This window comes from Rhodanobacter sp. OR92, from assembly GCF_000427545.1.
Taxonomy (GTDB): domain Bacteria; phylum Pseudomonadota; class Gammaproteobacteria; order Xanthomonadales; family Rhodanobacteraceae; genus Rhodanobacter; species Rhodanobacter denitrificans.
On sequence record NZ_ATYF01000014.1, the window covers coordinates 75,778 to 89,365 of the forward strand.

The following is a 13,588-nucleotide window of genomic DNA, read 5'->3' on the forward strand; positions in this document are numbered from 1 at the left end:
GAGAGAGAGCAAATCAAGGCGGGGCACAAACGAAAACGCCCCGCATCGCGGGGCGTTTTCGCCAATCAGTGCAGTTGCTCCCTGCTCACACCTGCTCCAGCCAGCCCCACTTGTCGTGAGTGCGGCCGTCGAACAGGCCGAAGAACAGTTCCTGCAGGCGCAGCGTGACGCGGCCCGCCTTGCCGGTGCCGACCTGCTTGCCGTCGATCGAGCGGATCGGGGTGATCTCGGCGGCGGTGCCGCACATCAGCACTTCCTCGGCGAGATAGAGGTATTCGCGCGGGATGTCGCGCTCGACCACTTCGATGCCGTCCTCGCGGGCCAGCGTCATCAGCGTGTTGCGGGTGATGCCGGTGAGCAGCGAGGCGCTGGCCGGCGGGGTGTGCAGCACGCCGTCGAAGACCAGGAACAGGTTCTCGCCGGCGCCTTCGCTGAGCAGGCCGGTGGAGGCCAGCGCGATGCCTTCGCCGAAGCCCAGGCGGCGCGCCTCGCGCGCGATCAGCTGACCGGAGAGGTAGTTGCCGCCGGCCTTGGCGCCGGCCGGGATGGTGTTCGGCGCGAAGCGCTGCCAGCTCGATACGCAGGCGTCGATGCCGTTCTGCAGTGCCTCGGCACCGAGGTATGGGCCCATCGGCCAGGCGGCCACGGCCATGTCGATCGGGGTTTCGGCAGAGAGGCCGAAGCCGCCCAGGCCGCGCCAGGCGACCGGGCGCAGGTAGGAAGCACCCAGGCCGTTGCGGCGGATCACCTCGCGGCAGGCCGCGGCCAGTTCATCGACCGTGTACGGCAGCGCCATGTCGTAGATCTTGGCGGACATGTACAGCCGGTTCAGATGATCGGTGAGGCGGAAGATCGCCGCGCCGTCCGGCGTGACGTAGCTGCGGATGCCCTCGAACACCGACGAGCCGTAGTGCAGCGCGTGCGACATCACATGGGTGGTCGCCTCGGCCCAGGGCTTGATGCTGCCGTTCTGCCAGATCCACTCGGGGTATTGCTGGGCCATGTCGATTCTCCATTGGGGACCGCCCATGATAACTGCTGGCCGCCGGGTCGGCGTCAGTGGCTGCGTCAATTTGCGCTGCGCAGCCACAGGCAACCGGCCTGGCGCACGAGGTCGAAACGCAGTTCCCGCGGGCTGCCGCTGCCGTCGTTGCCGCTGGTGTGCAGCACCAGCTGTTGGCCGGGCGACGGCGTCGCCGGCGCGGCATCCATGGGTGGCGGGGCGGCGGCGCTGGCGGGCGCGGCCGGCGCGTCGTCGCCTGGCACGTCCACGCCCAGCAGCGGCTGTTTCATCAGCTCGGCCAGCGAGCGGATGTCCGCGATGGCCGCGCCGCGGCCGTAGCCGTCCCACAGCATCAGGCCGGCCAGGCGGTTGGCGTCGCGGCTGGCGAAGGCGTCGATCACGCTCTGGCGCAGTTCACCGGCATTGGCGGCACACAGGATCGGCGGTGGTGCGGCCTGCGGGGAGGCCGGCGCGGACGGGGTGGTGCTCGGGCCGAGCGGCGTCGCCTGCAGCGCCATGCAGGGCTGGTCGGTGAACACCGCGCCGCCGTTCGCGCCGATGCAGCGATGGATCGGCGACTGCGCCGCGGCAGGTGCGGTACAGGCCAGCAGGATCAGGCACAGCGGGGCAGCCAACCGGTGCATCGCGCCAGCATACCCGCCGCTCCGATCAGGAAAGTTGCTGCAGTACCGCCTGCGTCGCCCTGGCCCGGTTCAGCGTGTAGAAGTGCAGGCCGGGCGCGCCGCCATCGAGCAGGCGCCGGCACAGTTGCGCCACCACCTCGGCGCCGAGCGCGCGGATCGAATCGGCGTCGTCGCCGTGCGCCTGCATGCGCTTGGCGATCCAGCGCGGGATCTCGGCGCCGCAGAGGTCGGAGAAGCGCTTCAGCTGGCTGAAGTTCGCGATCGGCATGATGCCGGGGACGATCGGCACCTCGACGCCGAGCCGGCGCACGTCGTCGACGAAGCGGAAATAGGCGTCCGGGTTGAAGAAGTACTGGGTGATCGCGCCGTTCGCGCCGGCGTCGATCTTCGCCTTGAAATGCTGGAGGTCGCGCAGCGCATCGTCGGCCTGCGGATGGGTCTCCGGGTACGCCGCCACCTCGATGTGGAAGTGGTCGCCGCAGTGCTCGCGGATAAAGCCCACCAGCTCGGCGGCATAGCGGAAGTCGCCCGCGCTGGCCATGCCCGAGGGCATGTCGCCGCGCAGCGCCACGATGCGCCGGTAGCCGGCGGCGCGGTAGCCGTCCAGCAGTGCGGCGATCTCCGCCCGCGTGCCGCCCATGCAAGACAGGTGCGGCGCCACGTTCAGGCCATGCTGCGTGTGCAGCCGCGCCACCGTGTCGCCGGTGTAGCTGAGCGTGGAGCCGCCGGCACCGAAGGTGACCGAGGCGTATTCCGGCTGGTGCGCCTTCAACGCCTGTGCGGCACGGTCCAGCTGCGTGCGCTGCTCGTCGGTCTTGGGCGGGAAGAATTCGAAGCTGATCGACGGCATCGCACGGGTTCCTGGTGGCGGTGCCGGCGAGTATATATCTTCGTTTCGCGATGGAGCGATAGATCAAGAACAGCCGCATCCCGGCCTTCCCCCGCAAGCAGGGGAGGACGCGGCGCGCACGGCTCGGTTTTCGGTGGAAATCAACAGGCTGATCCCATTCGGGAACCCCGCAAGGCGCTACACCAGTTCCTGTCGGAATTCAGCTATTTGCCGGAGTAAGCCGGGCCGCGCAATACCGCCCCCGGCAGCGCGTCCGTCATCTTGCCGCCATCGATCACCGGTACCCCGTTGACCAGCACATATTGCATCCCGACCGACAGCTGGTTCGGGTCGGTGAAGGTGGCGACATCGCGGATCGTCTCCGGGTCGAACACGACGATGTCTGCCCACATGCCCTGCTTGAGCACGCCACGATCCGTCAGATGCTCACGCTGGGCCGCCAATGCGCTGAACTTGCGGATGGCGTCCGGAAGCGTGAGCAGCTTCTGCTCACGCACGTACTTGGCGAGAATGCGCGGAAAGGTGCCGTAGGCGCGCGGGTGCGGACGATCCTTGCCGAGCAGGCCATCCGGCGAGGTTCCCTCATAGTCCGTGTCGATCGAAACCCACGACTGCTTCAGCGCCAGCTCGACATCAGACTCCTGCATGCCGAACACCACCGAACTGGTGGCGGCGTTGTCCTTGATCAGGAAGTCGCAGATCGTGTCGATCGGATCCTCGTGCCACTCCGCCGCAATCTCACTGACCCGCTTGCCGACGTACTTCTGCAACGCCTTGTTGTCGACACTGCCGATCATGATGCCGTGCGCCCGCTCGATGGCCGCGAGCCACTCGTTGTCCCAGGCATCGCTGGGAGTGAGCATGTCCTTGCGGATGCGCGCACGCGTGGCTGGATTCTTCAGGCGTTCGATCAGTTTCAGGTTGCCGCCGTCATGGGCCCAAGGCGGGATGAAGGCCGACAGATCATTCTGCCACGCGGTATAGGCGTAGGTGTCCGCCGCCACGTCGACACCGCTGGCACGAGCCGCGTCGATGCGCGCGATCACCTGTGCCATCTTGCCCTTGAGATTGCCGGTGGCCTTGAGATGGAAAATCTCCACCGGAATATCCGCCTCGCGGCCGATCCGGAAGGTTTCGTCCAGCGCCGCCATCTCTGCGTCGCCCTCGTTGCGCATGTGGGTCGCGTAAATGCCGCCATGGCGTGCGGCAACCTTCGCCAGGGCGATCAATTCGTCGGTTCCGGCATAAGGCGCCGGCGTGTACTCCAGCGCAGTGGACAGCCCCAGCGCACCCTGCTTCATCGCGTCCGCGACCAGCATCTGCATCTGTTTCAACTCGTCCGGCGTGGGTGCGCGATTCTTGTAACCCATGACCATCTCGCGCACTGAAGTGGCGCCCACGTACGTGCCCACGTTGATGCCCATGCCTTGCTTTTGCAGACGCGTGAAATATTGCTCGAACGTGCGCCAGTCCGGCGTTACTTGATAATGCGCGTAAGCCGCCTGGCGTTGCCTGATCATCTCGGCGTCGAGCGGCGCCACCGACTCGCCTTCTCCGGTGATCTCGGTGGTGATGCCCTGGAAGATCTTCGACGGCACATGCGGATCGACCAGCAGGGTGATTTCTGATTGACCGAGCATGTCAATGAATCCCGGCGCCACAACCAGACCGTGGGCGTCGATCACCTGCCTGGCATGCGCGTCGGCGAGGTTGCCGATCGCGGCGATGCGACCGTCCTTCACGGCGACATCGGCCGCGTACCAGGGCGAACCCGTGCCGTCGATGATGTGACCGTTGCGGATGATCGTGTCGTACTCGACGCCGGCAGCCGAAGATGGCGTCGCTGTCAACAGCCCGATGGCCGCGACAATCCACATGCAGGCGGTGCGAATGAAGATGGGCATGAACCACTCCCGTCAAATGATCATCTGTCGGAGAGACGTTGCTCGCCATCAGGCGGGTAGCGAAAGGCCCTGGCTGACGCCAGGGCGCTCATCCGGTGCGGCAATCGACCGCTCGACTAGATATCCTGCGTGAAGGTGATGCCGAACGTGCGCGGCTGGCTGAAACCCGTGTACACCTGCCCATTCGGGTATTCCGGCACCACGCCGTGCGCACCACAAACCGTTACCGCACACTCGGAGAACTTGTACAGTGCGGCGCGCTTGTCGAACGCATTGTTGATGTAGACACTCACCGACCAGTTGCCCCCCTGGAGGCCGGCGGAGAGGTCGACCGAATTGTAGGCGGGCAGCCCGCCGTAAAGACTGCGATCGAGCAGGAGCAGGCTCGTCGTGCGGTTCCCCACATGGGTCAATGCGCCCTGGACGAAGCCACTCTTGTTGCCGACATCAAAGGTGTAACGCGCGATGAGGTTGCCCTTGAACCGTGGCGTGATGGGCAGGCGGGTGCCCGTGGGTGCCAGCGGTCCGTCCACCGTGTCGCCGGTTTGTGTATTGATCGAGCCGGCCGGACAGTCGGTGACGGGGCGGTTGTCGTTGCCGGTGAAGCCGCAGTAGTTGGCGGTCAACTTGGCGTCATACAACGCGATGCCGGCGCTCAGCTGCAGGTTGTAGGTCGCCTGCCAGTTCAGCTGCGACTCCAGTCCGTTGATGCGGGCCGAATTGGCATTGAGGATTTCGGAAATGCCGTTCGGACCCGTGATGTCGAACTGGAAATTGTTCCAGGTCTCGCGAAACACGGCCCCGTTGAAGGTCAGCCGATGGTCGAACCATGAGGTTTTCCAGCCGAGTTCGACGTTGGTCAGGAAATCCGCCTGATAGGGCGGCAGCGACGCGTTGCGATTGATGCCACCCGGGCGATAGCCCTCAGACCGGGTGAAATAGACCATGGCTTGGGGCGTGACATGCCAGGTCAGGTTGACCTTGTTGAGCGACCCGCTTTGCTTCACCCGCTTGTTGAAGTCCAGACAGGGCGCGCCCTCGAATGGCTCGGGCGAGATGCAGCCGGCCTCGCCGTAACTGGAACCGGGGAAATAGCCCTCGCTGAAACCGAAAAAGCCGTAAAAGCTGCCGCTGTCGCGGTAATAGCGCTCACCGATCGTGCCGGTGAGGACGTCGGGGATGAAGTCCCAGGACAGTTCGCCGTACACCGACCGGTCACGGTCGTAGCGGATCTGCCGGCTCAGATAGAGGGTGTCCGGCCAGCCGGTAACCGTCAGCGAATCGGCCAGATCGCTGATCTTGTACTGGTACTGGATGTCGTGCTTCAGCTTCTGCCAGAACGCGCCGGCGACCAGACGCAGGCGATCGTCGCTGGGTGAGACAAGACGCAGTTCGTGGCTGTTGTCGGTGTAGTGATCGCGGAAAAATGGATGCTGCGACGGATCGATCAGGCTTCCGCCGTTATCATAAAAATAGACACCGGAGCCGTTCAGCGTGTCGTACCAGAATGAGTAGTCCGTGTAGTCGGACTGCTGCTCCTGGTTGCGCTTGAGATGCGCATAGGCATAGGTCAAATCGAAATTGCCGACCTTGCCTTGCACGGTCAACGCGCCCTGCCACCAGCGATCGTTGTTGCGCTCGGGAAAGAAGTGCGTGACGGCGAGATCACCCACACTCGGATCGCTGGAAGATGAACCATGGGAGATCGTCTGTTGCCCCATCAGTGTCGGGCTGATCGACCAGTTATCGTTCAGGTCCACTTTCAGCGCGGCGCGTGCGCCCTGGGTGTCGGCGTCGTTGTAGTGCTTGCGGGCGTGTCCGTGGCATTGCAGCAGCACGCCGGGGGAGCAGTCGTCGGCGTTGCTGATGGTAATGCCGGAGGACGGGTAGGTACGCGTGCCGGGCTTGTTGTCGATGTAGCCCGCGTCGTGTTCGCGCCAACCCACGAGGCGAATGGCGGCACTCTTGCTGAGCGGGATATTGACCATGCCTTCGGCGGTGGAGCCGATGCCACCGTGTGCAACCTTGTCGACGCCGAGCGCGTAGTTTGCCGCGAAAGCGCCGGGGTCGGGCTTGTTGGTGATGATGCGCAACGCGCCGGCTTCGGCGCTGGCGCCATACAACGTACCCTGGGGTCCTGCCAGCACCTCGATGCGGGCGATGTCGTACATGTGGATGTCGACCGGCCCCTGGATCGTGGTGATCGGCTGGTTGTCGAGGTACACGCCGACGCTCGGCCGCGACCCGGTATAGTCCCCGCCGCTGCCGCTGCTGACACCGCGCATGTAGATGATGGCAAAGCCTTGCGCGCCATTGCCGCCACCGTTGTCCTGAAAGGACACGCTGGGCAGATACTTCACGTAGTCCTTGAAGTTCTGGACGTGCAGGGCCTCAAGTTGATCCTGTGCCAGCACGTTGATGCTGATCGGCACCTTCTGCAGATCCTCGGTGCGCCTCTGCGCGGTCACCGTGACCGTACCCAAGGTCTTGACCTTTTGCGCTGTCGCAGAGGTCGTCGTGGCCGATGCGGGCTGCTCGGCAACATCCTGAGCGAGCGCTGGTGCGGCCACGGCGAAACTGATCGCCGCCGCGAGCGGCAAGCGCGCCAAAATCACCCGTTGCGCCTTGCCACCACACTTGAAATGTCCTTTGGACATGACCTGCTACCTCCCCACAGACCGTAACGGAGCAACCAAACCTGCCGAGCCTCTTCACGTGGAGCACGTAGCGGAAACCAGCCGATTTCAACGCTGCGTTTACACGCTGTCAGTGTCGCCATCTCAACGATGTCCGGGGATACGCTGGCCGTTCATCATGATATGGACGTCCATCCGACCCACCCCGAATCCATGCCACCTTCGCCGCCGTGCAACACCTCAATCCGATGAAATGACCCGTGAGCCCGGCAGGCGCGTCGCCATGGGAACAGGCCAGCACGGTGGTCATGGCCACAGTCTTGCGTTTCATGGGTGATCCCCCGGGGTGTGCGGACTGGCTTGCGGAAGCTCGCGCGCTTCCGCGAGCAGCGTTTCGACGACCGCGTCGGCACCGGTCGCGATCGGGTCGAAGACGACGAGGCCGGTTTCCCCGTGCGCGCGGGCGAACGCGTCCGCGCGCTGGCTTTCGCCCATGTCGCGCGTGTTGAGCGCGACGGCGATGCAGCGTGCGGCGCGGTTGGTCAGGCGCGCGGCCTGTTCGTTGGCGGCGATGCAGGCGGCGAGCGTCGGCAGCGGATAGTCCGGATAACCGTCGATGTGGGTGCGCCGCGGGTCGTGGCAGAGCACGAGTGCGTCCGGCTGCGAGCCGTGCAGCAGGGCGAGGCTGACGCCGGCATAGGCCGGGTGGAACAGCGAGCCCTGGCCTTCGATCACGTCCCAGTGCCCGGGCTCGTTGTCGGGCGACAGCGCTTCGGCCGCGCCGGCGGCGAAATCGGCGACGACCGCGTCGATCGCGATGCCGGCGCCGGCGATGAGGATGCCGGTCTGCCCGGTCGCGCGAAAATCGGCGGCCATGCCGCGTCGCGCCAAGGCGCGGTGGATGGCCAGCGCGGCGTACTTCTTGCCGACCGCGCAATCGACGCCGACCATCAGCATCCGGCGGCCGCTGCGCTTGCGGCCGGAGCCGACGTCGAAACGCGCGTCGGCGTGGCGCACGTCGAACAGCCGCACGCCGGCCTGGCGCGCAGCCGCGGCGATCCGCGGATTCTCGCCGAGGCGTGCATGCATGCCGCTGGCAATGTCGAGGCCGGCGTGGATCGCGGCCAGCAGAGTGTCGATCCACGCCTCGTCGAGCGCACCGCCGAAGGTGGCCACGCCGATCACCAGCGTGCGCACGCCGGCGGCGGCGGCGGCGGCCGGCGTCATGTCAGGCAGGCCGAGGTCGACCGTGCCGGCATCGAGCCGGCATTGCCCGGCACACAGTTGCGGGCGCCAGTCGAGAATGCCGCTGGCCGTCTTGGCGTCGAGGCGGTGCGGGGTGTTGCCGAGGAAGAGCAGGTAGGGGGCGGCGATCTGCATGTCAACCTGCCTCCTGGCGGCGCAGCATCTGGCCCGGATGGGCGCCGGTCGCCTTGCCGTCGGCGAGGACCAGGGTGCCGTTGACCCATACCCGCGCGATGCCGACCGACAGCTCGTGCGGCTTCTCGTAGGTGGCGCGGTCGGCCACCGTACGCGGATCGAACAGGACGAGGTCGGCCGCCGCGCCGACACGGATCTGGCCGCGGTCGCGCAAGCTCATGTGCTGCGCGGCCAGTCCGGTCATCTTGTGCACGGCCTGCTCGAGCGTCAGCATCTTCTTCTCGCGCACGTAGATGCGCAGCACGCGCGGGAACGTGCCGTAGCCGCGCGGGTGCAGGCCGTCGAGGCTGCCGTCGGAACTGATGTTCGCCTGCGGCCAGGCGATGAACTTCGCGATGTCGCGCTCGTCCATGCTGCGGCTGATGACCTGCGCGGTGCTGTGGGCCGCTTCCGATTCGCGGATCAGGGCCATCACCGTATCTGCGTCGTCGGTGCCGCGCAGGTGCGCGATATCGGCCACGCTCTTGCCGACCAGGTCCGGTTCGGGCTTGAACTGCGACAGGCGCAGGCCGTCGGCCGGGGAGAGGTGCTTGAGCACGAATTCGGCGGTCGCGCGGTTCCCGAAGTCGCGCTCGGGCCACAGCACGATCAACTCGCTGTGCCAACTGTCGTAGGGATAGACGTCGAGCGTCGCGTCGACGCCTTCGGCGCGCGCCTTGTCGAGTATGCCCAGGAAGCGGTCGGCCTGGCCCCACCAGTCGGTCATCGCCAGCTTGGCGTGGCTGACCTGCACCGGGATCTTCGCCTCGCGGCCGATCGTCAGCAGTTCGTCGAGCGCGTCCCAGATCTTGCGGTCCTCGCTGCGCATGTGGCTGATGTAGCGGCCACCGTAGGGTGCGACGGCGTCGGCGAGCGCGAGCACCTCGGCGCGCGTGGAGTAGAGGCCCGAGTCGTATTCAAGGCCGGTCGACAGGCCGAGCGCGCCGGCCTTCATGTCGGCGGCGAGCAGGTGGCGCATCGCCTGCACCTGCGCTGGCGTCGCCGCGTGGCTGGCGTCGGCGCCCATCACCTCCGCGCGCAGCGAGTTGTGGCCCGCGTACGAGGCGATGTTGATCGCCGCCGGCCTGGCGCCGTAGCGGCGGAACAGGTCGGCAATCGGCCCCTGCGAGAAGCCATCCTGGCCGATGACGATCGTGGTGACGCCCTGGCTGGTCACCGGCAGCGCGTCGAGCTGGCTGTCGAGGCCGCGGTCGTGGTGGCTGTGCGTGTCGATGAACCCCGGCGCGAGCACCAGCCCGCGGGCGTCGACCACCTGTTCGCCGCGTTGCGGTTCGAGTTCGCCGATGGCGGCGATGCGGCCGTCGGCGACGCGCACGTCGACGTGCTGCGCCGGGGCGCCGGTGCCGTCGACGACGACGGCATGGCGCACGATGAAATCGGCCGCCGCTGCATGGCCGGCTGGCAACACGACCAGCGGTGCGATCAGCAGCAGCGAGATCAGTGTTCGGCTCGTCATGGAATCGGTTCTCCTGGAAAACATGCGGCTCAACCCCACAGCGCCGCGCTGGGCGGCGAGACGAGGCCACGCTGGTAGTGCAGGCCCGGGTCGCGGTCGCGGCCGATGAGGAGCGGGCCATCGAGGTCGACAAAGCGTGCAGCGCCGGCGACGAGCGTCGCCGGCGCCATGCCGAGCGACGTCCCCTCCATGCAGCCCACCATCAACCCGAAGCCGAGCTGGCGCGCGCGGGCAGTCATGCGCAGCGCCTCGGTCAGGCCACCGGTCTTGTCCAGCTTCACGTTGACCAGGTCGTAGCGGCCGCGCAGCGCGTCGAGGTCTGCGCCGACGTGTGCCGATTCGTCGGCGCAGACCGGCACGCGGCGTTCGATCCGCGCCAGCGCGTCGTCCTTGCCCACGGGCAGCGGCTGCTCGACCATCGCGACATGTGCGGCCTGCAGCGCAGGCATGACGCCATCGAGCAGCACCGGGTCCCAGGATTCATTCGCGTCGATGACCAGGGTCGCGGCCGGAGCGGCGTCGCGCACGGCCGCGACGCGGGCGACGACGTCGTGCGCATCGAGCTTCAGCTTGATCAGGGCGCCATCGCCGTCGGTGACGACGATCGCGCGCGCCTTGTCCGCCTGCTGCGCCGCTTCGCCCACGCTGATGGTCTGCGCGGTGCGCACCTGGCCCGGGGCGGGGACTCCGGCCAGTTCCCAGACACGCCGCTTCGCCAGTTTCGCGCGCAGATCCCAGCACGCACAGTCGACCGCGTTGCGCGCGGCGCCGGCCGGCACGCGATCGTGGATGCGGTCCCAGGACTCGCCGCGGGCGAGGCGGGCGAGCAGTTCGCGCACGGTCTCCATCACGCCGTCCACGCTCTCGCCGTAGAACGCCGTGGGCGTGCATTCGCCGCGGCCGACGGCACCATCGCACGACAGCGTTGCCACGATGACATCGGCATGCAGGTAGGTCTCGTGCGCGATGACGAATGGCGCGGCGAGCTCCCAGCGTTCGTGGCGAACCTCGGTCTGCATGCAAGCCGGCCTCTGGACGTGTATGCACAATTTATATCATAGTAACTCCTATGAAAGAAAACTTGCAACCAGTGAATGATGACGAACCCGGGCTGGCGCGCACGCTCGGCCCGCTCCAGTTGACGATGATCGGTGTCGGCTGCGTCATCGGCGCCGGCATCTTTGTCATGACCGGCACCGCGGCGGCGACCCATGCCGGGCCGGCGGTGGTGCTGTCGTTCGTGGTGGCGGCGATCGCCTGCGGATTCACCGCGTTCTGCTATGCCGAGCTTGCCGGCACGATGCCGTTGTCCGGTTCGAGCTATTCGTATGCTCTGCTCACGTTTGGCCGCTTCACCGCGTGGTGCGCCGGCTGGCTGCTGCTGCTCGAGTACGGCATTGCCGCGGCGACTGTCGCGGTCGGCTTCGCCGGCTACGCGGTGGCGTTGCTCGACCAGTTCGGTCTGCACCTGCCGGCGTCGATCACCACGCCGATGCTCGACTTTCGGACCGATGGGGGCACCAACCGCCTGCAGTTCGGCGGCGGCATCAACCTCGTCGCCGCCGGCGCGATCCTGGTGGTGACGGCTGTCCTGTTGCGCGGGGTGACGCAGTCGTTCGCGTTCAACACGGCCATCGTGCTGCTCAAGATTGCTGCGCTGGTCGCCTTCGTGCTGGTCGGCATCGCCTTCATCGACCCGGCCAACCTCACGCCGTTCGTGCCGCCGGCGCGGGGCGATTTCGAGTTCGGCTGGCCCGGCGTGCTGCGCGGCGCCTCGGCGATCTTCTTCGCCTACGTTGGCTTCGAGACCGTGTCCACGAGCGCAGCCGAGGCGCGCAACCCCCAGCGCGACCTGCCGATCGGCATCTTCATGACGCTGGCGGTCTGCACGGTACTGTACATGGCCGTCGCCGCGGTGATGACCGGCATCGTGCCCTACACCCGGCTCGGCGTCGCCGACCCGATCGCCGTCGCCGTCGACGCGATGCAGTTGCCGATGTTCGGCATCGCAGTCAAGTCCGCCGCGGTGATCGGCCTGCTTTCGGTGCTGCTGACGTCGATCTACGGCCAGACCCGCATCTTCTACGCGATGGCGCGCGATCGCATGCTGCCGCCGGTGTTCGCGCGGATCGACGGCAGAACGCGCACGCCGCAGGTCGGTACCATCTATACCGGCGTGGCCATGGCGTTGCTCGCGGCGTGCCTGCCGATCAGCCTGCTCGGCGACCTGATCAGCCTCGGCACGGCGGTCGCGTTCGCGATCGTTTGTGCGGCGGTCATGCGCCTGCGCGTGGTCGAGCCCGATCGCCCGCGTTCGTTCCGGGTGCCGCTGGGCGGCATCCGTGTAGGTGGCTGGTGGATCGGCATCATTCCGGCGCTCGGCATCGCTTTTGCCGTGCTGATGGGCCTGCCGCTGCTGATCGACATGGTGCTGCGCGCAACGCGCGGCGACGTGCTGCCGCTGGCGATCGTCGGCGGCTATTTCGCGGCCGGCCTGGTCATCTACGTGGTTTACGTGCGGTCGCGCTGAACGGGAGCGGCGATCATGGTTCCGCAGAAGCGTCGGGCCTCGGCCCGACGGTGCGCTGCGTGCTCAAGGCTCGATGTCGCCGCCCCTCTTGCGCTGCCCGCGCGCGGGTTTCCCGACGTGGCCGACGAATTCCTGGTAGAGGTCGGAGACGTGGGCGAGGCGTTGCTCCACGCGGTCGCCGAGCGCGAGAACCACGCCGTTGACCAGCAGCGCCAGCGCCGCGTGGATCGGAACGGTGGTGCCCCAGAAGATCCCGCTTTCCGTCGGCAATGCCAGGATGTGCGGCGTGTATTCGCCGGCCCAGTGGCAATATTTGTCGGTGATCATCACCAGCGGCAGCCCGCGTTGCCGGCAATGACGGGCGAGCAGTTGTGCCTGGCGCGAGTAGCGGCGCGTCTCCACGATCACGACGCAATCCTTGTCGGTACCGTCGAGCAGCACCTCCGAGAAGCTTCCGGTAGCCAGATCGGCCACCCGCACCCGCGGGCGCACGTACTGCAGGAAACTGGCGAAGTGGGCCGCAAGCCCGCGCTCGGTCTGGAATCCCACGATGTGCAGTGTCGAGCAGTGCGCCAGAAGCGCGACGATATCCTGCCATTCGCGCGTTTCCGCGCGGCGGTAGACCTCGATGATGCCGGCGATGGTCAGGTCCAGGTCGCGTTGCAGCGCCGGTTCGCCGCCGCCGGTCTGCAGCATCGAGCGCAGGCCTTCGCCGATCGGCCATGGCGCGACGGCCACGTCGAACTTGAAAGCCGCCTTCAGCTCGCGGAAGTTCCGGTAGCCGAGGCGACGGCAGAACCGGCCCACCGTCGCGGCGCTGATGGCGAGCTTGGCGGCGAGCGAGTTGGCGGTCTCGAACGGCACCGCCTGCCGGTTGGTGAGCAGGAAGTTCGCGATCACCCGTTCGGACGCGGTCATCCGGTCCATTTCACTGCGAAGCTGGCTGAACAATCGCCGGTCGGCGCTGCTTGGCTTTGGCGACATCGACGCCGTCTCCCGTGGATTCGACCGTGTTGGATCGGTACGAAAGTATGATCCAGCGCAGCGCAGGCCGCACGGTGCACGCTGCCCGGTGGTGAGCCGGCGATAGCAGAACGGGCGCCTTGCGCGCCCGTTCTGCTGCAA

At 66.9% G+C, this 13,588-nt stretch carries 10 protein-coding genes; 1 reads left to right on the top strand and 9 read right to left on the bottom strand.

Features of this window, described 5'->3' with window-relative positions; translation table 11 throughout:
• Positions 1-85: 85 nt before the first annotated feature.
• The 8 genes from RHOOR92_RS0108655 to dgcA form a co-directional block, all read right to left on the bottom strand.
• Positions 86-1,003: a branched-chain amino acid transaminase gene (locus RHOOR92_RS0108655; protein WP_007509412.1), complete on the bottom strand. Its 918-nt coding sequence runs from the start codon at positions 1,001-1,003 to the stop codon at positions 86-88.
• A 65-nt stretch (positions 1,004-1,068) separates the two neighbouring features.
• Positions 1,069-1,647 (bottom strand): DUF4124 domain-containing protein, encoded by a 579-nt coding sequence (locus tag RHOOR92_RS0108660; protein ID WP_027490060.1) that lies wholly within the window; start codon positions 1,645-1,647, stop codon positions 1,069-1,071.
• Positions 1,648-1,672: 25 nt separating this feature from the next.
• Complete coding sequence (gene metF, locus RHOOR92_RS0108665; RefSeq protein WP_027490061.1) at positions 1,673-2,497, bottom strand: methylenetetrahydrofolate reductase [NAD(P)H]; 825 nt, start codon at positions 2,495-2,497, stop codon at positions 1,673-1,675.
• Positions 2,498-2,700: 203 nt separating this feature from the next.
• The gene (locus RHOOR92_RS0108670) at positions 2,701-4,401 is read right to left on the bottom strand and encodes a D-aminoacylase (RefSeq protein ID WP_027490062.1); all 1,701 of its coding nucleotides are present in this window, start codon (positions 4,399-4,401) and stop codon (positions 2,701-2,703) included.
• A gap of 116 nt (positions 4,402-4,517) precedes the next feature.
• The gene (locus RHOOR92_RS0108675; protein ID WP_027490063.1) at positions 4,518-7,058 is read right to left on the bottom strand and encodes a TonB-dependent receptor; all 2,541 of its coding nucleotides are present in this window, start codon (positions 7,056-7,058) and stop codon (positions 4,518-4,520) included.
• A 306-nt stretch (positions 7,059-7,364) separates the two neighbouring features.
• Positions 7,365-8,417, bottom strand: a complete 1,053-nt coding sequence (locus RHOOR92_RS0108680; protein WP_027490064.1) for a DUF1611 domain-containing protein — start codon at positions 8,415-8,417, stop codon at positions 7,365-7,367.
• 1 nt (position 8,418) lies between these two features.
• Complete coding sequence (locus tag RHOOR92_RS0108685; protein WP_027490065.1) at positions 8,419-9,933, bottom strand: D-aminoacylase; 1,515 nt, start codon at positions 9,931-9,933, stop codon at positions 8,419-8,421.
• Between the two features lie 29 nt (positions 9,934-9,962).
• On the bottom strand, positions 9,963-10,952 hold the full coding sequence (dgcA, locus tag RHOOR92_RS0108690) for an N-acetyl-D-Glu racemase DgcA (RefSeq protein WP_027490066.1): 990 nt from the start codon (positions 10,950-10,952) through the stop codon (positions 9,963-9,965).
• A 71-nt stretch (positions 10,953-11,023) separates the two neighbouring features.
• On the opposite strand from dgcA, the gene RHOOR92_RS0108700 reads away from it, so the two are divergent.
• Positions 11,024-12,463: an amino acid permease gene (locus RHOOR92_RS0108700; protein WP_231378357.1), complete on the top strand. Its 1,440-nt coding sequence runs from the start codon at positions 11,024-11,026 to the stop codon at positions 12,461-12,463.
• Between the two features lie 63 nt (positions 12,464-12,526).
• On the opposite strand, the gene RHOOR92_RS0108705 is transcribed toward RHOOR92_RS0108700, so the two are convergent.
• A complete protein-coding gene (locus RHOOR92_RS0108705; RefSeq protein ID WP_155950216.1) occupies positions 12,527-13,588 on the bottom strand; it encodes a MurR/RpiR family transcriptional regulator in 1,062 nt (353 codons plus the stop codon).

Excerpts from the sequence above, each read along its gene's own strand:
- RHOOR92_RS0108660 (WP_027490060.1), bottom strand. The coding sequence starts at position 1,647 with ATGCACCGGTTGGCTGCCCCGCTGTGCCTGATCCTGCTGGCCTGTACC.
- RHOOR92_RS0108685 (WP_027490065.1), bottom strand. The coding sequence starts at position 9,933 with ATGACGAGCCGAACACTGATCTCGCTGCTGCTGATCGCACCGCTGGTC.
- RHOOR92_RS0108670 (WP_027490062.1), bottom strand. The coding sequence starts at position 4,401 with ATGCCCATCTTCATTCGCACCGCCTGCATGTGGATTGTCGCGGCCATC.
- RHOOR92_RS0108655 (WP_007509412.1), bottom strand. The coding sequence starts at position 1,003 with ATGGCCCAGCAATACCCCGAGTGGATCTGGCAGAACGGCAGCATCAAG.
- RHOOR92_RS0108680 (WP_027490064.1), bottom strand. The coding sequence starts at position 8,417 with ATGCAGATCGCCGCCCCCTACCTGCTCTTCCTCGGCAACACCCCGCAC.
- RHOOR92_RS0108675 (WP_027490063.1), bottom strand. The coding sequence starts at position 7,058 with ATGTCCAAAGGACATTTCAAGTGTGGTGGCAAGGCGCAACGGGTGATT.
- metF (WP_027490061.1), bottom strand. The coding sequence starts at position 2,497 with ATGCCGTCGATCAGCTTCGAATTCTTCCCGCCCAAGACCGACGAGCAG.
- dgcA (WP_027490066.1), bottom strand. The coding sequence starts at position 10,952 with ATGCAGACCGAGGTTCGCCACGAACGCTGGGAGCTCGCCGCGCCATTC.